16 protein-coding genes and 1 tRNA gene are annotated in these 17,626 nt (G+C 67.9%); 6 read left to right on the top strand and 11 right to left on the bottom strand.

Annotation, left to right across the window (positions count from 1 at the left end):
* Nucleotides 1-334 precede the first annotated feature (334 nt).
* The gene (gene petA, locus ROR02_RS03875; protein ID WP_147162698.1) at nt 335-889 is read left to right on the top strand and encodes a ubiquinol-cytochrome c reductase iron-sulfur subunit; all 555 of its coding nucleotides are present in this window, start codon (nt 335-337) and stop codon (nt 887-889) included.
* Between the two features lie 329 nt (nt 890-1,218).
* Here petA and ROR02_RS03870 read toward each other — a convergent pair.
* The 5 genes from ROR02_RS03870 to parA form a co-directional block, all read right to left on the bottom strand.
* Nucleotides 1,219-1,305, bottom strand: a tRNA-Leu gene (locus ROR02_RS03870).
* An 80-nt stretch (nt 1,306-1,385) separates the two neighbouring features.
* Nucleotides 1,386-1,832 carry a cupin domain-containing protein gene (locus ROR02_RS03865; protein ID WP_147162697.1) on the bottom strand — a complete coding sequence of 149 codons (447 nt, stop codon included), beginning with the start codon at nt 1,830-1,832 and terminating at the stop codon, nt 1,386-1,388.
* A gap of 286 nt (nt 1,833-2,118) precedes the next feature.
* Complete coding sequence (locus ROR02_RS03860; RefSeq protein WP_147162696.1) at nt 2,119-4,215, bottom strand: methyl-accepting chemotaxis protein; 2,097 nt, start codon at nt 4,213-4,215, stop codon at nt 2,119-2,121.
* A 340-nt stretch (nt 4,216-4,555) separates the two neighbouring features.
* The gene (locus ROR02_RS03855; protein WP_147162695.1) at nt 4,556-5,164 is read right to left on the bottom strand and encodes an NUDIX domain-containing protein; all 609 of its coding nucleotides are present in this window, start codon (nt 5,162-5,164) and stop codon (nt 4,556-4,558) included.
* Nucleotides 5,165-5,259: 95 nt separating this feature from the next.
* Nucleotides 5,260-5,895 carry a ParA family partition ATPase gene (gene parA / locus ROR02_RS03850; protein ID WP_147162694.1) on the bottom strand — a complete coding sequence of 212 codons (636 nt, stop codon included), beginning with the start codon at nt 5,893-5,895 and terminating at the stop codon, nt 5,260-5,262.
* A 231-nt stretch (nt 5,896-6,126) separates the two neighbouring features.
* On the opposite strand from parA, the gene ettA reads away from it, so the two are divergent.
* The 3 genes from ettA (at nt 6,127) to ROR02_RS03835 (ending at nt 10,372) form a co-directional block, all read left to right on the top strand.
* Nucleotides 6,127-7,806: an energy-dependent translational throttle protein EttA gene (gene ettA, locus ROR02_RS03845; RefSeq protein ID WP_147162693.1), complete on the top strand. Its 1,680-nt coding sequence runs from the start codon at nt 6,127-6,129 to the stop codon at nt 7,804-7,806.
* Nucleotides 7,807-7,907: 101 nt separating this feature from the next.
* Nucleotides 7,908-9,575, top strand: coding sequence for an Eco57I restriction-modification methylase domain-containing protein (locus tag ROR02_RS03840; RefSeq protein ID WP_218032760.1), 1,668 nt, complete (start codon nt 7,908-7,910; stop codon nt 9,573-9,575).
* The gene (locus tag ROR02_RS03835) at nt 9,572-10,372 is read left to right on the top strand and encodes a PaeR7I family type II restriction endonuclease (RefSeq protein ID WP_147162692.1); all 801 of its coding nucleotides are present in this window, start codon (nt 9,572-9,574) and stop codon (nt 10,370-10,372) included. Before ROR02_RS03840 ends, ROR02_RS03835 begins: the two co-directional genes overlap by 4 nt.
* 4 nt (nt 10,373-10,376) lie before the next feature.
* Here ROR02_RS03835 and scpB read toward each other — a convergent pair whose 3' ends face one another.
* From scpB to ROR02_RS03815, 4 genes are all read right to left on the bottom strand, one after another.
* The gene (gene scpB / locus ROR02_RS03830) at nt 10,377-11,060 is read right to left on the bottom strand and encodes an SMC-Scp complex subunit ScpB (RefSeq protein WP_147162691.1); all 684 of its coding nucleotides are present in this window, start codon (nt 11,058-11,060) and stop codon (nt 10,377-10,379) included.
* A gap of 206 nt (nt 11,061-11,266) precedes the next feature.
* Nucleotides 11,267-12,643, bottom strand: coding sequence for a ribulose-bisphosphate carboxylase (locus ROR02_RS03825; RefSeq protein ID WP_147162690.1), 1,377 nt, complete (start codon nt 12,641-12,643; stop codon nt 11,267-11,269).
* A 90-nt stretch (nt 12,644-12,733) separates the two neighbouring features.
* Entirely contained in the window at nt 12,734-13,270 is a 537-nt protein-coding gene (locus ROR02_RS03820) for a response regulator (RefSeq protein WP_170244948.1), read from the bottom strand.
* A gap of 200 nt (nt 13,271-13,470) precedes the next feature.
* Nucleotides 13,471-13,680, bottom strand: coding sequence for a hypothetical protein (locus tag ROR02_RS03815; protein ID WP_147162722.1), 210 nt, complete (start codon nt 13,678-13,680; stop codon nt 13,471-13,473).
* Between the two features lie 231 nt (nt 13,681-13,911).
* On the opposite strand from ROR02_RS03815, the gene cutA reads away from it, so the two are divergent.
* Both cutA and ROR02_RS03805 read left to right on the top strand, forming a co-directional pair.
* On the top strand, nt 13,912-14,232 hold the full coding sequence (gene cutA, locus ROR02_RS03810; protein WP_147162688.1) for a divalent-cation tolerance protein CutA: 321 nt from the start codon (nt 13,912-13,914) through the stop codon (nt 14,230-14,232).
* 166 nt (nt 14,233-14,398) lie between these two features.
* Nucleotides 14,399-14,737, top strand: coding sequence for a DUF4236 domain-containing protein (locus tag ROR02_RS03805; RefSeq protein WP_147162687.1), 339 nt, complete (start codon nt 14,399-14,401; stop codon nt 14,735-14,737).
* A gap of 217 nt (nt 14,738-14,954) precedes the next feature.
* On the opposite strand, the gene ROR02_RS03800 is transcribed toward ROR02_RS03805, so the two are convergent.
* Together ROR02_RS03800 and pgsA are read right to left on the bottom strand one after the other, a co-directional pair.
* Nucleotides 14,955-16,565, bottom strand: coding sequence for a GAF domain-containing protein (locus ROR02_RS03800; RefSeq protein ID WP_170244947.1), 1,611 nt, complete (start codon nt 16,563-16,565; stop codon nt 14,955-14,957).
* Nucleotides 16,566-16,985: 420 nt separating this feature from the next.
* The gene (gene pgsA, locus ROR02_RS03795) at nt 16,986-17,591 is read right to left on the bottom strand and encodes a CDP-diacylglycerol--glycerol-3-phosphate 3-phosphatidyltransferase (protein ID WP_147162684.1); all 606 of its coding nucleotides are present in this window, start codon (nt 17,589-17,591) and stop codon (nt 16,986-16,988) included.
* Nucleotides 17,592-17,626: the final 35 nt, after the last annotated feature.

The raw sequence follows: 17,626 nt of genomic DNA, 5'->3' as shown, positions 1-17,626 counted from the left end.
CTACCCAATCCCCCGAAGTCGTCACGAACAAATCGCAAGGCCACGGGCCCTTGCCGGTTTCGAGCAAAAACTTGACCGTCCGCGTCTCCCTTCCCCTTCCCCGGCGAGGAAAACCGCCTTATATCAGGGCCGCTTTCGCAAGGCCCCATGCCCGAGCGAAGGCATTGGCTTATGGGACGCGGCACACCACAACCAACCCACCAAGGGAAAGCGCGCCCCGGCCAGGCACAGCGTGAAACAAGCCGCAAGCGGCGCAAAGCCCCGGGCCCGTGCCCGATGGCAGAAGGGATGCTCCAGGACGGAAAAGGCTCACCCGAACAAGGATAGCGCTTCCATGCCTGATCATCCTGAAACCGCCTTGGCCGCCGCCACGAGCCTTCTGGCCCGCCGTGACGTGTTGGTTTACGGCTCGACCGCCTTGGGAGCCGTTGGCGCGGCTCTTGCCGCATGGCCATTGATCGATTCCATGAACCCGGCCGCCGATACCCTGGCCATGGCCACCACCGAGGTTGACCTGGCCGGCATCGCCGTTGGCCAGGCCATCACGGTGACCTGGCAGGGCAAGCCCGTGTTCATCCGCCACCGCACCGGGGAGGAAATCGCCAAGGCCGAAGCCGTGGACGTTTCCACCCTGCGCGATCCGCAAACCGATGCCGAGCGCGTCCAGCGCCCGGAATGGCTGGTTGCCGTGGGGATCTGCACCCACCTGGGATGCATTCCCCTGGGCCAGAAGCCCGGCGATCCGCGCGGGGATTACGACGGATGGTTCTGCCCGTGCCACGGCTCGCACTACGACACCGCCGGACGGGCGCGCAAGGGACCGGCACCCCTCAACCTGGCCGTCCCGCCCTACGCCTTTCTCGACGACGCCCGCGTGCGCATCGGATAGAGCGAGACCCGAAAAGGGGACACCGCTTTTCGGATAAGGCGAGCGCGAAAATAAGTTGGAGCACCGTGCCCGGATCCGGTTTCACGCACGGTGCTCCAGGTCCCGGGGGAAAAGGGCGTCGCCCTCCCGCAACCCGGCCGACGCGCCCTTGAAGGGCCCAGGGGGTCGGGCGGCGCCTGCCTCCCGGCTCTCCTTCACGCGAAGCCGGGCCGGGGCACGGGCATCTCGAAACAAAAAAGCCGCCACGGAAACCCGGGCGGCTTTTTTGCATGAACCGTTGCGTATCATCTTGCCGTTCGCTCCGGAGCGGAGGAAAGGCAAGCAAGGAATGGTGCCCCCGGGGAGACTCGAACTCCCACTCCCTTGCGGGAAACAGATTTTGAGTCTGCCGCGTCTACCGGTTCCGCCACAGGGGCACACGTCCTTGCGAGGTTCGCAGGGCGCGGACTATGCCGTCCCTGCCACACGCCGTCAAGCCGAAGATGCAAAAAAACTGTCAGTGGGGCGCGGCCACGGTCGGCCCCCTGTCGCCTTCCACCTGATCGAAAACAATCAAACGCACCGGGTCGGTTCCGGTGTTGGTGCCGTAATGCCATTCGTCCACCATCTCGACGATGATGTCCCCGGCCTTGTAGTCGAACGACGGGCCCCCCTCGGCCACCATCACCCGCAAGGTGCCGCTCATCACCACGGCGTAGCGGGAAAACGGGTGCTTGTGCACCGACAGCGTGGCTCCCGGCGCGATCACGTAGTCCGTCACGATCAGGCGGGCGTCGTGGGCGGGCAGCACCAGGGGCTTGCCGGTTGCCGTCACCCGAGTAGACAGCCGCTCCGTGACCTGCACGGCGGGTGTTTCCTCCGCCAGGGCCAGCCCGGCGCCCAGCATCACCCAAAGCCCGATTCCCGCCCCCAGCACGGAGCGCCGCCGTCCGCCCGCCATCATCGCCCTGTCCCTTGCAGGAGCCGCCCCCGGCCCCGCTGGCGGAGGGATCGGTTTCTTTCCACCCGAGAACCATACCAAGAAACGGGCGAGGATCACCAGCCAGGCCAATCGGATGAAGCCCTGGATGCCCTTGGAAGAGGGGTCCTCAACACCGCGACGGCGGCGCGCGGCTTGTGTGGCGTGAGCCAAGCGCACGGAGTGCGCGCCCGGCGCGTGAGGGCCTCGAAAAAACGCCAGGGTAATCGGTTCGCCCGATTGCCCTGGATCACCAGCGGGGCCCGGGCCCTCAGGCGGCACTTCGCACCTTGTCCAGGAAGGCGTCGAGATCGGTTTCCAGGCCGCGAGTCGCCGCGACCAGGGACACCCCGCTGTCGTTGACCGCCTGGGCCGCCGTGACCGAGGCCTCCATTGCCGCGACCATGCCTTCCAGATGCCCGCCCACGGTGGTCAGCAAGGTGGCCGCGCCATCGACCGCGCCGCCGATTTCACAGACCGCCCGGTCCTGGGCCTGCATCGAGGCCCGCAACCCACGGGCCAGATCGTCAACCCGAATCACCGCCTGATTGGCCGCGCCAATGTCGAGCACGGTCTGGTCGATTTCCCCTTGGATGCGCGCGACGTGGCCCGAGATTTCGGCGGTCGCGGTGTTGGTCTGCTGGGCCAGGGCCTTGACCTCGCCCGCGACCACGGCGAACCCCTTGCCGGCCTCGCCGGCGCGGGCCGCCTCGATGGTGGCGTTCAAGGCCAGCAGGTTGGTCTGGCCGGCGATCGCGGCGATCAGATCGACCACCTCGCCAATGCACGCGGCGGCCTCGGCCAGGGCCGCGACCCTTTGGTTGGTGCCGTCGGTGCCGGCGCGGGCGTCGGCCAGGGCCTGCAAGGCTTCTTCCAGATGGCCGTGCGCCAGGGCGGTGGCGCGTCCCATGCCCTCGGCTCCGGCCACCACCTGGGCCATGGTTTGCGACACCCGGCCGATGTGGCTCGAAACGTCCAGGCCCACCGCGCGGGTGGCGTCCGCCTCGCGCGCGCCGGCCGCCCCCTGGGCCTGGATGCCCTCGGCCATGGTATCAAGGGCCTGGGCGCGGTGGCGCACCGAGCGCTCGAAATCGTCGGCCAGCCCCAGCACCGTGGCCCGCCTTCTGAGCTCGGCCCGTTCCTCCTCGGCCAGGCGCTCGGCCTGCAGGGCCTCGACCTGGCCGGCATTGGCCTTGAACACGGCAATGGCCCGCGCCATGCGCCCGATTTCGTCCTGGCGGCCCAGGCCCGGGATTTCAACCGCCTGCCCGCCCTCGGCCAGCTTCAGCATGGCCGCTTCGATTTTTTGCAAGGGGCAGTAAATCGACCGGGCCAGGATGATCGAAAAGGCCACGAAAAGGGCCAGCATCGCCGCGCCACCGCCGTACAGCATCATGCCGACCCGCGCCTGCTCACGCCCCGCGCGGGTATGTTCCGCCGCCCGGGCCTGGGCGGAGAGGGTGGCCAGGTCATGCAAAACGGCGTCGATCCCTTCCAGGGTTTCGCCCAAGGCCTGCTCGGCGCCCGTGCGTCCCTCGATCGCCGTGACGTAGCGCCCCACCCCCTGGATATAGGTGGTCAGTTTCCTGGAAAGCTCTGCTTGGGTCGAGGCATCGAAGGGGCCGCCCATCAGCGCGAAATCGGCCTCGGTGGCGGCCTTGCGCAAATGGCCCTGGGTTTCGGGAGTGGGGGTGATCAGGAACGCCTGTTCGAACCGACGCACCTGCGACAGCTTGCCGGCGATGGCGCCGACGTTGGGCCACAAGGTCAGTTCCTTTTCGATCGCGTCCAGGGGCGCCTTGAGGGTGGCGCGCAGCCCGCTCTGATCGCTCAGCCCCACCGTTTCGCGGGCCTGGACCACCTGGGCCATCCGGCCATCCAGGGCCCGGACCTGATCGTGCACCTGGGCAAGCTCCGCCCGCGTGGCGTTGGCCAGCCCGGTTTCGCCGGTCAGGCGATCAAGACGGGCCAGGGCCTCGCGCGCGGCGGCCGTGCCCTGCTGGAAGCGCTCCAGCGCCGCCGCCCCTTCCTTTTCGTGGGACAGTTCGGCCAGGCGCAGGCCCATGACCTCGCGCGACAGATCCTTGAGCGCCAGATCAAGCGCGGCGAACGCCTGGCGCCGCTGGTCGGCCTCGGCGTTTTCCCGCGCCCCAAGCTCGTGGATCACCACCAGCCCGGCGAACGCCACCAGTCCCACAACGGCCAGGGCCACGATTCGCGCCGCGATGGGAATCGAGATCCGGGGCACGGACCACCTCGCGAACACACGCGCACGGACCGTCTTCGGGGCTGGCCGCGACGCTTCGTCATCCCACGCGCCTGCCTCGGTGGCCGTGAGGACCATTTCGCCCGCTGCCATGCCATTCATTGTCTTTCATGCTCCTTCGCGGGGTTTCAAAAGCCGGTGCCCTCCGCCTCCAGGGGGGAGGCGAAGGGATCACCAAGTCCCGTTTGGGGCACCCTATCAGCAGCCAGGCCAAGATCCACGGGACGTTTCCGTGAATAATCACTGCTCAAACGAAACGACACCGCACAATAAAAGGGCCGCCTTCAGGAGAAACACCCCTGGAAGTCGGCCCGCACCATTTTTATAACGGAGATGAAAAGAAACGGACTCGCGCGACACTTTCATGAAACTCAACCAGTCGCGCCGGTTTACCTGAAATTGTTCTTATTTCGCGGAAAGTCGAAAGACATCCCCCCTCGTTTCAGCGCTCCTGCCCCCAGCGCTGGCGGAGCGCATCGCGGTGCAGCGCAAACCACTGGGCGGCAATCAAGGCGGTGGCGTTGGTGAAGCGCCCGGCCTCGGTCCAGGCCCGCATCTCGTCGGCGCCCAGGGTAAAAACCCGGATGTCCTCGCCTTCCGCGATCAGCCCATGAATGCCACCGGCCCCGGTGCTGTCCACCCGCCCGCAGTACAAGGTCACGGTTTCGGTCAGCACGCCCGGCGAGACGAACACCCGCCCGATGGGCTCCAAGGCGGTGGGGAGCAGGCCGCATTCCTCCTGGCACTCGCGCCGGGCGACCTCCTCGGGGGTTTCGTCGCCGTCGATGATGCCCGCCACCACCTCGATCATCCAGGCGGGTTCGCCACTGGACCACACCGCCGGACGAAACTGCTCAAGCAGCACCACCCGGTCGGCCACCGGGTCGTAGGGCAGCACCGCCACCGCGTGGCCGCGTTCGATGATCTCGCGGCGGACCGTGGGCCCCATGCCGCCCTCGAAAAGCTCATGACGCAAGGTCAGGGCATCCACGCGCAAATACCCGCGAAACACGGTCTCGCGGGTGAGAAGGTCAACCTGGGACGGCGGCATGACGCTATGCACTCCTTTTCAGGCAACAATGCTCGGAGGGGAAAAACGGCGCCACCGGGCCTTGGTCCGCGCGTCCGCGGGCCTGCGGCCAGGCGTCACAGCCGGGCCAGCAGATCGTCGGCCAGACGGCGGATCTCGGTCGCGGCCGGGCTTGAGGGATCGCTTTCGCTCACGCCCTGGCCTTCCATCAGGCTGGTGACGAAGGCGGTGCGGTTGCCCACGCGGATGGGGGAAACCGGCAGATCCTGGGCGCGCAGTTGCTCTTCCATGGTGGCGGGCAGGCGCGAGCGGGCCGGCACGCGGTTGAGCACCACCAGGGGCGTCACCTTCTCGCGCCGGGCCAGGCCCACGGTGGCGGCCGTGGCCCACAGATCAAGCGGGCTGGGCTGCACCGGAATCAAGAGCACATGGGCGGCGCGCACGGCGGCGCGGGCCTCGGTTTCGGCGTGCGGGGGGGTATCAACCACGATCAGGTCGGCTTCGCGGCCCAGGCGGTCCAGCTCCGGGCCCAGGCGCCAGCCGGCGATGTCCGACAGGCCCAGGCCGCCGGCGGCCGTGCCCAGCCGGGCCTGACGCCGGGCGTGCCAGGCGCTCAGGCTGCCTTGCGGATCGATGTCGACCAGGGCCACCCGATGGCCCCGCGCCGCCAGATCAACGGCGAGATGCGCGGCCAGGGTGGTCTTGCCGGCGCCCCCTTTTTGCTGGGCAATGGTGATGATGCGCGCGCCCATCCGGATCCCCGTTTCGCGGGCCCCTTCCCGCCGGGCCGCGCCTTGCAAGGCTACGCAAGCCAGCCCATGAAAACAAAGGAAATGTCGCGGAGAATGCCGGGTGCCCGCCTCCTTGCGTTCCCAAGGACCGGGGGGCCGCGCGTTGCATCAGGGCGGGGGGTGGGCTACAACGAGGCCAGCGAGCCCCCGGGGGGCTCCCGCCTTTATCCCGACACGATGCCGGAGTGCTCCATGGCTTCCTACCAGTACATCTTCGTCATGAAGAATTTGAGCAAGGTTTACCCCGGAGGACGAGAAATCCTCAAAGGGCTGACCCTTGCCTTCCTGCCCGGGGCGAAGATTGGCGTGCTGGGCCCCAACGGCGCCGGTAAATCCACCGTGCTGCGCATCATGGCCGGTCTCGACACCGATGTCGGTGGCGAAGCCTGGGCGGCCGAGGGCGTGCGCGTGGGCTACCTGGCCCAGGAACCCGAGCTTGACCCGGCCAAGGACGTGATGGGCAACGTCATGGACGGCGTGGGCCCGCTCAAGGCCCTGCTCGACCGCTTCGAGGAAGTGAGCGCCCGCTTCGCCGAGGTCAGCGACGACGACGAAATGAACGCGCTGATCGCCGAACAGGGCGAATTGCAAGAAAAGATCGATGCCGCCGACGGCTGGGACCTCCAGCGCCAGGTGGAAATCGCCATGGACGCCCTGCGCTGCCCGCCGGGCGACGCCGACGTCACCAAGCTGTCGGGCGGTGAACGCCGCCGCGTGGCCCTGTGCCGCCTGCTGCTCTCGCGCCCCGACATGCTGCTGCTCGACGAACCGACCAACCACCTCGATGCCGAGTCGGTGGGCTGGCTGGAGCGCTTCTTGCACGAATACCCGGGCACGGTGGTGGCCGTCACCCACGACCGCTATTTCCTCGACAACGTCGCCGGCTGGATCCTGGAAGTCGATCGCGGCCGGGGCATCCCCTACGAGGGCAATTACTCCACCTACCTGGAGAACAAGCAAAAGCGCCTGGAGCAGGAATCGCGCGAGGAAGGCGCCCGCCAGAAGGTCATCGCCCGCGAACTGGAGTGGATTCGCCAGTCGCCCAAGGCGCGGCAGACCAAGAGCAAGGCCCGTGTGTCGGCCTACGAAGCCCTGGTCGCCGAAGCCGGGATGCAAAAGCAGGAAAACGCCCAGATCGTCATTCCGGTGGCCGAGCGCCTGGGCGGCGTGGTCATCGAGGCCGAGGGCCTGTGCAAGGGCTACGGCGATCGCCTGCTGATCGACGACCTTTCGTTCCGCCTGCCGCCCGGCGGCATCGTCGGCGTGATCGGCGCCAACGGCGCGGGCAAGACCACCTTGTTCCGGATGATCACCGGCCAGGACACCCCCGACAAGGGGTCGATCCGGGTGGGCGAAACCGTGCGCCTGGGCTACGTGGACCAAAGCCGCGACAGCCTCGACCCCGACAAGACCGTCTGGCAGGAAATTTCCGACGGTCTCGACGAACTGGACCTGGGCAAGCGCAAGATCCCCAGCCGCGCCTACGTCGGCCAGTTCAACTTCAAGGGCGCCGACCAGCAAAAGAAGGTGGGCCTGCTGTCGGGCGGTGAACGCAACCGCGTGCATCTGGCCAAGATGCTGAAGTCGGGCTCCAACGTCTTGCTGCTCGACGAACCGACCAACGACCTCGACGTGGAAACCCTGCGCGCGCTCGAAGAAGCCTTGCTGGAATTCGCCGGCTGCGCCGTGGTCATCTCGCACGATCGTTGGTTCCTGGACCGCATCGCCACCCACATGCTGGCCTTCGAGGGCGATTCGCATGTCGAGTGGTTCGAGGGCAACTTCGCCTCTTACGAAGAGGACAAGAAGCGCCGCCTGGGGGCGGACGCCGATCAGCCGCACCGCATCAAGTACAAGCCGCTGACCCGTTGACCGCCTTGCCTGGACCACGACCGGCGCACGCGAACGCAAGCTGTTTTCCTTGCGACGCCTTCACCGCGCCGGCCGCTGGCCCGTGCGACGGAAGGCCCGTCTTGTCCACGCCCGCGCAAGGCGCCGTCTTCACCCGCCAGATCCTGGCCGAGTTCCTTCTGGATCTGGCGGGCTACACCCTGGATGCCCCCCTGCCCGACTGGCGCTTCCTGGAGCCCTCGGCCGGCGGGGGGACCATTCTCCTGGCCGCGATCGAGCGCCTGCTGGCCGTGTGGCGCCGCGAGCCCGGACGAGACCGCGACCCGCTGGCCCTGGCCGACGCCATCCGCGCGGTGGAAATCCATCCCGAAACCTTCGAGGCCACCCGGACCCGCGTGGTCGAAACCTTGCGCGCCCACGGGCTGGGTTCGCGTCCCGCCCGGGCCCTGGCCGATCGCTGGCTGGTGCCGGGCGACTTTTTGCTGTGCCCGCTGCCCGATGCCTTCGACGTGATCGCCGGCAATCCGCCCTACGTGCGCACCGAACGCCAGTGCCCGGCCCGACGGGCCGACTACCGGGCGCGCTATGCGACCGTGTACGATCGCGCCGACCTCTACGTGCCGTTTTTCGAGCGCGCCTTGCGCCTGCTGGCCCCGGGCGCCACCTTGGCCTTCATCTGCGCCGACCGCTGGATGAAGAACCGCTATGGGGGCCCCTTGCGTGCCCTGATCCGCCAGGAATACCACCTGCGCCTGATCGTGGACCTGAACGCGCTCGACCCCTTCGAAATCCCGGTGCTGGCCTATCCGGCCCTCACCGTGATTACCCGCGCCGCCCCCGGCCCGACCACGCTGGTGGCCGGAATCGACCCCGATCCGGCCGGGCTCGCGGCGCTGGCCCGCCATCTGAAAACCCAAACACTCCCCTCCTCCGCGTCGGCGCTCGCGCCGCCCCAGGCCGGGGCGGTGTCGGTACGCCCGACCGACCTGGGGCCCGGGGGGGCGGCGCCCTGGATTCTGGGCGCCCCCGAACGCGGCGCCCTGGTGCGGCGCCTGGAAGCCACCTTCCCCCGCCTGGAGGAAACCGGCTGCCGGGTGGGCATCGGGGTCGCCACCGGCGCCGACGCCGCTTTCATCGCCCCCTTCGAGGCCCTCGACGTGGAGCCCGACCGCAAGCTGCCCCTGGTCAAGACCCGCGACGTGGCCAGCGGGCGCGTGGCCTGGGGGGGATTGGGGGTCGTGAACCCGTTCGCGCCCGAGGGCGGGCTGGTGGCGCTTGAGGCCTATCCGCGCCTGGCCGCCCACCTGGAAGCCCACCGCGCCCGCCTGGAGGCCCGCCACGTGGCCCGGCGCCTGCCCGGCCATTGGTACAGGACCATTGACCGTATTCATCCCGCCCTGGCGACCACGCCCAAGCTCCTGATTCCCGACATCAAGGGGCACGCGCACGTGGTGCTGGAGGAAGGCCGCTACTACCCGCACCACAATCTCTATCACATCACCGCCACCACCTGGGACCTGCGGGCGCTGCGCGCGGTGCTGGCCTCGGGGATCGCGCACCTGTTCGTGGCCGCCTATTCCCCACGGCTGCACGGCGGGTTCCTGCGCTTCCAGGCCCAATACCTGCGCCGGATTTGCCTGCCCCGTTGGGAGAGCGTGCCCGCTCCGATCCAGGCCGCCTTGCGCGCGCTCCCCCCCGATGCCCCGCCCGAGGCGGCGCGCCCGGCCGTGTCGGCTCTCTATGGCCTGGACGCCCGTGACTGGCAGGCGATCGAAGGCGACGCCCCATGACGGTTCCCCCCGAATCCCCGTTGCTTTTCCCCGATCTGCCCTTGTTCGCGCCCTCCCCTGCCCCGGGCCCCCTGGCCCCCGAAACCCTGAACGCCCTGGCCCGGGACGCGGTGCGCACCTTCTGGCAAACCCGCGACCAGGCCCGCCAGCGCCAGCAGGCCGGGGCCAGCCCCGATCAGGGCGAGCGCGCGGGCGTGACCGCTGGCAAGAACATGGATGGCTTCACCGCCCTGGTGAGCGCGCTGGTCCACGCCCACGGTCCCGCCGGGTGCGTGATCCCGACCCAGCGCGCCCAGCTGGCCCTGCCCGGGGCCCTGCGCCCGACCAAGCTGTGGGATCTTCTGGTGCTGCGACACGGGCGGCTGGTGGCGGCGATCGAGTTCAAAAGCCACGTCGGCCCGTCGTTCGGCAACAACTTCAACAACCGCGCCGAGGAGGCGATCGGCAGCGCCCTGGATCTGCGGCTGGCGTGTCGTGACGGCCTGCTGGGCGCGGGCGCGGCCCCGTTCGTGGGCTGGCTGATGCTGGTGGAGGAAGCGCCGGGCTCCACCCGCCCCTTGCGCGAGGCCTCGCCCCACTTCGCGCTCGCCCCCGACATCGCCGGCAGTTCCTACCTGGAGCGCTACGAGCACCTGTGCCGGCGGCTGATGGACGAAGGCCTGTACACGGCCACCGCGCTGCTGGCCTCGTCGCGGGAGACGGGGCCGGACGGGGCCTTTCGCGCCCTTTCCCCCGCCACCAGCCTGGAAGCCTTCGCAAGCGCCCTTGCCGCCCACCTGGAAGCGCAAAAAACTTAAAGGCCTATTCCGAATCGCGCGGTTCGCGGCGCAACAGGTCAAGCTGGCCCTCGGCCTCGTGGCGGCCGGCGGCCCCGGTCAGGGTGCCTTCGTCCTCCACGTCCTCCAGGGCGTCCTCGCCATCGCGCGCGCGCGCGCCATAGGCGGCCAGGGCCGGGCGCGCATCAAGGAGGCCAGCCGCCTTCAGTTCCTCGATCCCCGGCAGGGCATCCAGGCCGGCCAGCCCGAAGTGATCCAGGAAGGCCGCCGTCGTGACCCAGGTCAGGGGCCGGCCCACGGTCTGGCGCCGGCCGCACGGCCGGATCCAGCCGGCTTCCAGCAACTGGTCGAAGGTCCCCTTGGACAGGGCCACGCCCCGGATTTCCTCGATCTCGGCACGCGTCACCGGCTGATGGTAGGCCACGACCGCCAGGGTCTCCAGGGCGGCGCGGCTGAGACGGCGCGGTTCGGGCGCGACCAGCCGCAACACCGGCGCCAGATCGGGCGCGGTGCGAAAGGCCCAGCGCCCGCCATTGTTCCCCAGCACGACCCCCCGCCCGGCGTAGTCGCCTTGCAACCGGGTCAGCAAGGCGGGCACGTCGAGGCCTTCGGGCACGCGGGCGGTCAGGTCATCAACGCTCAGCGGGTCGGACGAGGCGAACAGCAAGGCCTCGACCAACCGGAGAGCGTCAAAATCAGGCTTGGACACGGAACACGGTTTCCTTGAAACGAACGCCCCCTCCCTGGCTTTGCCCCAGGAAGGGGGTCCGGGGCCTCACAACCCCGGCAGGGGGCGCCGCCCCCGCAGGGCGCGCCGCCCCCGCAGGGCTCGCAGGGCTCGCAGCCCTCGCAGCCCTCGCAGGGCGCGCAGCCCCCGGCGGGGAGCGGGGCAGAAGAGCCCCGCCCCTTATTGATTTACGCGATCCCCAGGGCGGCCCGCCAGCCCGGATAGCGGGCATCGGCATCGGCGGGGAAGGATTCCAGCGCGCGGGCCAGTTCCTTGTGGTCCTTGGCGTAGGTGACCAGATCAACGCCCTGGTCCCACGATTCCCAGGCCTGGCGCAGCGAGATCGCGCCGGCGGTGGCGCCATCCAGGTGGCCGAAGGCGCCGCCGCCCGAGGTCTGGATCACGTTGGCGTGGCCCAGGTTGGTGAAGAAGCCCGGCAGGCGCAAGGCGTTCATGCCGCCGCTGATGATGGGCGTGCACGCCTTCATCCCGTTCCACGCCTGATGGAAGTAGGGACCCTGGGCCTCGTCCTGCTCCAGCATGTAGGCCATGGCGCGGTCGGCGGGGTCGCCTTCCATCTTGCCAAAGCCCATGGTGCCGGTGTGAATGCCGCTGGCGCCTTGCAGACGGGCCATCTTGCTGAGCACGAAGGCGGTGTAGCCGCGCTTGGACTGGGGCGAGGTCACGGCGCCGTGGCCGGCCCGGTGATAGTGCAAGAAGGTGTCGGGGAAACGGCGCCGGGCCGTGGTCACCGCCGCCGGGCCGGCAACGTAGCCATCGACCAGGAAGGCCACGTGGCTCGCGTTGGTCCCGAAGGTTTCCAGGATGTATTCGCCGCGCGCGATCATCTCGAACGGATCGTCGGCGGTGATGTTGGCCGAGAACAGCTTGGCCTCGCCGGTTTCATCCTGGGCGCGGGCCATGGCGTCGGCCACCAGGCGGATGGTCTCCTTGAGCGGCGCGAAGGGCTGGTTGCCCTGGGGCTCGTCGTTCTTGATGAAGTCTCCGCCGCGCCAGAACGACAGGCAGGCATCGGCGAAGGGCTGCGGACGCAAGCCCAGCTTGGGCTTGATGATCGTGCCGACGATCAGGCCGCCGTTGGTCTCGGGACGCCCCAACACCTTCCACAGGGCGGAAATGTTGGTCGCCGGACCATCGAACAGGGCCAGGTACGCGGGCGGCACATAGAAATCGTGCATCTTCGCGTATTCAACGTCGCCCATGCCCTGGTTGTTGCCGATGGTCAGCGTCAGGAACGACGCGATCATCGCCTTGCCGTCGGTGATGTTGCGATCGAACAGACCCAGGGGATAGGCGATCTTCATCAACCCCGAGGGTTCATCGACAAAATAGACAAGGGCATCGACGCCACGCGTGAAGTCGTCGGTCGTGCAGACCTCGACGTTGGTGCCGGTCGAGCTTTCCGCCGCGAAGTGGGCCGCCGTCTCGACAAAGCCATGGCCCGACTTGGGGCGCATGATGTAGGCGCACAGCACATGCTCGCCGCCAGCGATCAGGTCTTCTTCCTTGAGGTCGAGATTAACGTAGCGGGCCGACTGGTCCATGGGGGTCCTCCTCGGTTGGAATGCCCACAGTGTATCCAGGGAATCGCATAAGGAAAAATATATTATTCTTGAGGCCAGCATAAGCCAGGCTTATGGAGCGGAGAGCGGCGCGTCGTTCCGCACGCTTCCCCGCCGGTTTTCTCCGGAATATTCAACCTGACGGCGCCGGCGGTCGGGGCCAAAATAATCAGGCGTGCGCACAAAGGGACGCGGGGCCTCCAGCACCGCCCGCAAGCGCGCGGACAGGCCCGGCGGACTGACGGGCTTGGCGATGAATTCGTTGACGCCGGCGTTGCGGGCCTCGGTCAGGGTTTCACGGGTCACGCGGGCCCCGATCAGGATAATCGGCACGTAGGCGGCCCGTCCGCCCACGATGGTGCGCAGGTAGCGGGCGAAGGCGACTCCGGACATGGGAGCCAGGCCCGCGTCCACCAGCAGGACCTGGGGGGTGTTCCGAGGAGAAAGCCAGGTCAACAGGGCCTGGGGGGTTGGGAAATCGACCACGCGTTCGACCCCCAGCATGCCCAGGACGGAAGTCAGGAACTGGCGGGATTGCTCGTTCGCGTCAAGGATCGCCACCAGGATGTCGCGTTCGCGCAACGAGGCAGGCGAAATCAACGGCCGCATCGCCGGCCTCCCATGCAGTGGGTCCCACGACACAACAGGCATCCGGGCGCCGGGAAAGGGACCGTCCGTTTCACCTGAAAGCGGATTAGCTCTACATCCATTTGATTAAACTTGCCTTTTCCGGAGGAGCCGCACCCATTTTTCCCCGGCGGTTTTTGGCGTGTGGCCACTCCTTCCGGCAACGCCGCCCGCCCGGGATCTCAAGAAGCCGGGCGCCCCGCCGTCGAGACAACCGCGCGTCCGGCCTCGGTGAGCTTGCAGACCAGCCAGTCGGGCTTCAGGGGATTGGCGAACCAGGGTTCGGCCCAGCCCTGCGCCAGGCACGCGCGCACCACCCGGCTATCAACCCGCCGGCCGTTTTCATCGAACAACGGCAGCTTGCCCCCCGGCTGATCCAGGCCCCGGCGCAACCATCGGCGCTGGGAGTCGGTGGGCCGGACCGGCCTGGGAGGGCTGCCCGGACCGTCGGCCCCGCTGTCCGGCCTGGCGGAATCGTCGTCGCTTCCGGGGCGCGCGGGGCCGTCGTGCGTTTTGACGACGGCTCGCTGCGTCCCCTCGCCCGTGTCGCTCATGGTTGCCTCTACCGGCCCGGATCGTCCACACTCGGGGGGCCATGGTACGAAGCTAGGGAAGGGGAGTCCATGACCCAATGCTTGGTCTACATGACCGCCGCCAGCGAGGACGAGGCGCTCCGCCTGGGGCGAACCCTGGTCGAGGAGCGGCTGGCGGCCTGCGTGAACATCCTGGGCCCGATCCGCTCGATCTTCCGCTGGGAAGGCACGCTGCAAGAGGAAACCGAGATCGCCTTCCTGGCCAAGACCGACGAAGCGCGGGTCGACGCCTTGACCGAGCGGGTCACGGCATTGCACAGCTACGAATGCCCCTGCGTGGTCGCCTTGCCGATTCAGGCGGGCGCGCCCGATTTCCTGGCCTGGATCTCCTGCCAGACCGCCCTTTCATAGAGCATCGTGTGTTGAACCTGATTCAGGCACGATGCTTTAACTCTTTGTTTTTGCTTTCAGCTTATCCGAGAAGCGGTTCCCGCTTCTCGGGTCTGGTTCTAGAATCCGGCCCCGTTCAACGCAACCACGGCCTTGTGATCCCCTGCCTGACTCCGGAGAATGTCTCATGGGTTTTCGTTTTCGCCAGTCGATCCGGCTTGCTCCGGGTCTTCGCCTGAACCTGGGCAAGCGCGGCACCAGCCTGACGGTGGGACGACCGGGCGCCAGCGTCAACCTGGGCCGCCAGGGTGCGCGCGCCACGGTGGGCCTGCCCGGCACCGGTCTTTCGTACAGCACGAAGGTCCGCCCCCTGGGCGGCGCGACGGGAACCCTGCCCCGATGGGTCCGGCGCCTGGGACAAGGGGTGTTTTTCCTGCTGGCCGCCGGCCTCGTCGCAAGCAGCGTGATGGAAAAGCTGGGGATCGACCTTTCCTCCCTCCTCCACCTCCCTGCCCTTCTCCAGTAGAGCGCATTCCGATCGAAATGGATCAGTGAATGCGCTCTGGTTTTTTGAATTATCGCATTTTCGAACCGCCGAAATGGTGTCCATTTCGGCTGAAAATGCTCTGGAGTTTGCCCGGGAAAAGTGGGCATCGCTTTTCCAGAAAAGACAAACTCAAATAAAGGGATCTTGAGTCTGTCCGCTTCAACGTGAAACGGACGGACTCAAGCCCCTCTTTTGTTCAGGATGGCCGGCGAAAGGCGAGGGTCACGGTGGTGCCCTCGCCGGGGCGGTGCTCGACCCGAAGCGTGCCAGCGTGGCCGCAGGCAACCCGTTCCACCAGGGCAAAGCCCAGGTACTGCCCCCCCCACGCGGCCGGCGCAAAGGGCGCGTCGGCCTCCAGGGGGACCTCGTCCGGGCGCGAGGGAGACAGGCCGGTTCCATTATCGACAAGGGATATTTCCCATGTCCCGGCGGTTTCCCGAGTGTCGACGATCAGACGAAGCGGGCGATCCGGGTGAACGCGGTCCAGGGCCAGGCCGATCAGGCTGCGAAACATCTCGACCAGGGCGCTTTCCACCCCGTTCAGGGTGGGAAGGCCGGCCGCCACGACCACTTCCGCGCCCAGACGGTTCATTTCGGAAGCCCACGCCTCGGTCGCCTCGGCCAGGGCCCGGCCGAGATCGACCGGTTCGCCTGGGGCGGTGGTGCTCATGACCCGCGCCAGGGTCTGAACCGCGTCCAACTGCTCCTTCAGGCGGGTCGTCGCGGTGCCGGCATAATCCAGCAGGTCCAGATCATCGCGGCCCATCGCCCCCTCAAGGCGCCGGTGGAGCAGGGCCAGGACCCCGGCCAGAACCCGGACCGGGTCTTGAAGCTGGCTCGCGACCGCTCCCGACAAGGTTCGCACGTCCCGTGCCGCCCGCGCCAGCGCGCCCTGCGCATGGGCCAGCGCGGCTTCAACCGCCTTTTCGCCCGAGACATCCACCATCAGGCCGGACCATACCGTGGCGCCGTCGGGCGTGCGCCGGGGCAAGGCATGCGCGCGCACCCAGCCCAGCTTGTCCCCCACCTCCACCGGAAAATCGTGGCGCCAGGGTTCCAGGGTTATCGAGGATTGCTGAAGGCTGTCGAGCAAGGTTGGCCGGTGAGTCGCGGGGATCAGGTCCAGCATCACCCGCGCGTCGGGGACCACCGGTCCCAACGGCTTGCCAAGCAGGGCACGGATCCCCGCGCTGATGAACGGAAAACTCATGGTGCCGTTCGGGTTCACGCGCAGTTCGTACACCGCGCCCGGGATGCTGGCCGCCAGCGTGCTCAGACGCTCCTCAATGATCTGCCGGGCCTCGATATGGGTGCAGTATTCGACCAGGGTCCCGGCAAGATCGGCAAGCACCCGGATCTGCTCCAGCTCCTGGACGCTTGGAGTGTGAATGGTCCGGTAATACAAAGCAAAGGTGCCCCGAACCGACCCGTCGGTGGCGCGGATGGGTTCGGACCAACAGGCCGCCAGGCCCGTCGGGCGCATGAGCTCGGTGAACGCGGCCCAATACGGATGGGCCAGGATATCGGGCACCACCACCGTCTGGCCCCGAAAGGCGGCGGTGCCACAACTGCCCACCCCCTCCCCGATTTCCACCCCGTCCACGGCCTTGTGATAGAACTCGGGAAGGCTGGGCCCCGCCCCGAAATACAAGCGTCCCCCGCGCAACAGCATGATCGAACAGATCAGACCGGGGTTCATCTCCTCGATGAAGCGCACCAGGGCGTCAAGGGCGGCATGGATGTTCGCCCCTTGCAGGATGGACGCCAAGATACGCTTTTGCCAGACGAGAAAAGTCTGGGCGTCCATTTTTGTTTCCCGCAACAGGCGCGGCGGCACCCCATCGGATTCACGGGAAGACACGGGCGACCATGCGGGCAAGGGAGGCGGCAACGGCACGCCCTGCCCGGACGACGGACACGGGGCCTGAACCGACGCGCACGCGCACGGGCCTTCACCGTGCGAAGGCTCTTCCGGCCTGGGGGGGGGAGCGGCAGGCACTCCCTCCTCGGGCGGCCGGCTCTCTCCCGGCCGCGGCTGTCGCTCCACCATCCCCTTGAACCCTGTCGCGCACCTTTTATTTCGCGGTTGCCTCAAACGCCGACCGCGTATTCCCAATCAGCATAGGCACGGTTTGAAAAACCCGACAACCCCTTTCGGATGGACCCAATACCGCCTTGAGTTTCTGCACAGGGTGGGCCCACGGGGCCGAAGGAGCGAAATCCGGGCTCAGGCTCGGGAGGGGGGAACCGGCACCGCCGACGGCGCGCCCGGGGTTTCGGACTCGGGCCCCATGTGGCGCAGCCCCTCGCGCAGGTAGTCGTAGCCGGTGACCAGGGTCATCCCCGCCGCGCCCCACAACAGCAACTCGCCCAGCAGGCTCATGGGGACATCAAGCCCGGGCAAGGGCCCGATGATCAGCACGGCCAGGGCGATCAACTGCACCGTGGTCTTCCATTTGGCCAGCCGGGTGACCGGCATGCCCACCTGGATCTCGGCCAGGAACTCGCGCAGGCCCGACACCAGGATTTCGCGCATCAAGATGACAACGGCGGCGGGAATGCTCCAGGGGCTGATGTGCCCCACGCCCACCAGCATCATCAAAACGGCGGCCACCAGCAGCTTGTCGGCGATGGGATCAAGAAAGCGCCCCAGGCGCGAGACCTGGTTGCTGCGCCGGGCCAGCCAGCCGTCGAAAAAATCGGTGATCGCGGCGGCGATGAACAAGCCGCCATTGATCCAGCGCGCCATGGGGGCGTCGACATAGAACAAGGCGACCATCAGCGGAATGACCACGATGCGCGCCAAGGTCAGGAGGTTGGGCAAGGTGAGCACGGAGGACGTCCTTTCGCGGCGGCCCCCCAAGGTCC

Origin of the sequence: Pararhodospirillum oryzae (assembly GCF_007992075.1) — a bacterium.
GTDB lineage: Bacteria > Pseudomonadota > Alphaproteobacteria > Rhodospirillales > Rhodospirillaceae > Pararhodospirillum > Pararhodospirillum oryzae.
The sequence above is the reverse complement of the archived record's forward strand: the minus strand, read 5'-3'. Positions and strand labels throughout refer to the sequence as shown.

Excerpts from the sequence above, each read along its gene's own strand:
- petA (WP_147162698.1), top strand. The coding sequence starts at position 335 with ATGCCTGATCATCCTGAAACCGCCTTGGCCGCCGCCACGAGCCTTCTG.
- ROR02_RS03865 (WP_147162697.1), bottom strand. The coding sequence starts at position 1,832 with ATGATGGCGGGCGGACGGCGGCGCTCCGTGCTGGGGGCGGGAATCGGG.
- ROR02_RS03860 (WP_147162696.1), bottom strand. The coding sequence starts at position 4,215 with ATGAATGGCATGGCAGCGGGCGAAATGGTCCTCACGGCCACCGAGGCA.
- ROR02_RS03855 (WP_147162695.1), bottom strand. The coding sequence starts at position 5,164 with ATGCCGCCGTCCCAGGTTGACCTTCTCACCCGCGAGACCGTGTTTCGC.
- parA (WP_147162694.1), bottom strand. The coding sequence starts at position 5,895 with ATGGGCGCGCGCATCATCACCATTGCCCAGCAAAAAGGGGGCGCCGGC.
- ettA (WP_147162693.1), top strand. The coding sequence starts at position 6,127 with ATGGCTTCCTACCAGTACATCTTCGTCATGAAGAATTTGAGCAAGGTT.
- ROR02_RS03835 (WP_147162692.1), top strand. The coding sequence starts at position 9,572 with ATGACGGTTCCCCCCGAATCCCCGTTGCTTTTCCCCGATCTGCCCTTG.
- ROR02_RS03825 (WP_147162690.1), bottom strand. The coding sequence starts at position 12,643 with ATGGACCAGTCGGCCCGCTACGTTAATCTCGACCTCAAGGAAGAAGAC.
- ROR02_RS03820 (WP_170244948.1), bottom strand. The coding sequence starts at position 13,270 with ATGCGGCCGTTGATTTCGCCTGCCTCGTTGCGCGAACGCGACATCCTG.
- cutA (WP_147162688.1), top strand. The coding sequence starts at position 13,912 with ATGACCCAATGCTTGGTCTACATGACCGCCGCCAGCGAGGACGAGGCG.
- ROR02_RS03805 (WP_147162687.1), top strand. The coding sequence starts at position 14,399 with ATGGGTTTTCGTTTTCGCCAGTCGATCCGGCTTGCTCCGGGTCTTCGC.
- ROR02_RS03800 (WP_170244947.1), bottom strand. The coding sequence starts at position 16,565 with ATGGACGCCCAGACTTTTCTCGTCTGGCAAAAGCGTATCTTGGCGTCC.